Source organism: Synechococcus sp. R55.2 (assembly GCF_047462075.1).
Taxonomy (GTDB): domain Bacteria; phylum Cyanobacteriota; class Cyanobacteriia; order Thermostichales; family Thermostichaceae; genus Thermostichus.
Genome location: NZ_JANSIH010000266.1, coordinates 1 through 648, shown reverse-complemented (window position 1 = coordinate 648; position 648 = coordinate 1). Strand labels below are relative to the sequence as shown.

The window sequence follows — 648 nt, the reverse complement described above, 5'->3', positions numbered from 1 at the left end:
AGCTATTCCTTCGGTATTTTTAAGTGAACTGCCCCAAGAGTTAATCGAATTCGACAGACGCGGAGCCGTTTCTCGACAGCTCTCCCACGGCAGTGGACTGTCCCTTTCAGATGCACCCAAGGCCAGGCCCAATCGCCGCCAAAGCCGTTCAGAACAGTGGGCGATTGGAGATCGTTTGCAACATCCCCAATTCGGACAAGGCCAGATTACCCATGTGTTCGGCAGTGGTGAACGGGTCACGATTGCGGTGAGGTTTCCCGCTATCGGTCAACAGAAAATCTTGGATCCCCGTATCGATCCTATTCAAAAGCTTAGCTAGGCGGCTGAACTCGGAAGGGCTCCAGCGATGAAGAGAGGCAAAGGGAAGTGCTGTAGAAGTCCGTAGCTCATTCGAGATTGCCTTGCCGTTGACGTCGTTGGTGATCCCTTGCTTTATATGTGTTTGCTTTATATGTGTTGCTGCACGACGGGGAAAGCAAAACCTCAGCTCCCCCTTTCCCTGATTTGACCGTTGCCCAACCCTCGACCTTACCTCTGCCCCCTCGTCACTAATTGCTTGTAATTGCTTGACTACCCGGTCTTGGGATCCCTCGCCAGGCTTAACCCAGTCGGCTGGGACTGAGTTGTCTCGGCTCTGTCCGGTACCAG

1 pseudogene is annotated in these 648 nt (G+C 53.4%); it reads left to right on the top strand.

The window, feature by feature from the left end:
- A pseudogene (locus tag NW838_RS08820) lies at positions 1-319 on the top strand (AAA family ATPase); the annotation flags it as partial.
- Between the last annotated feature and the right edge of the window lie 329 nt (positions 320-648).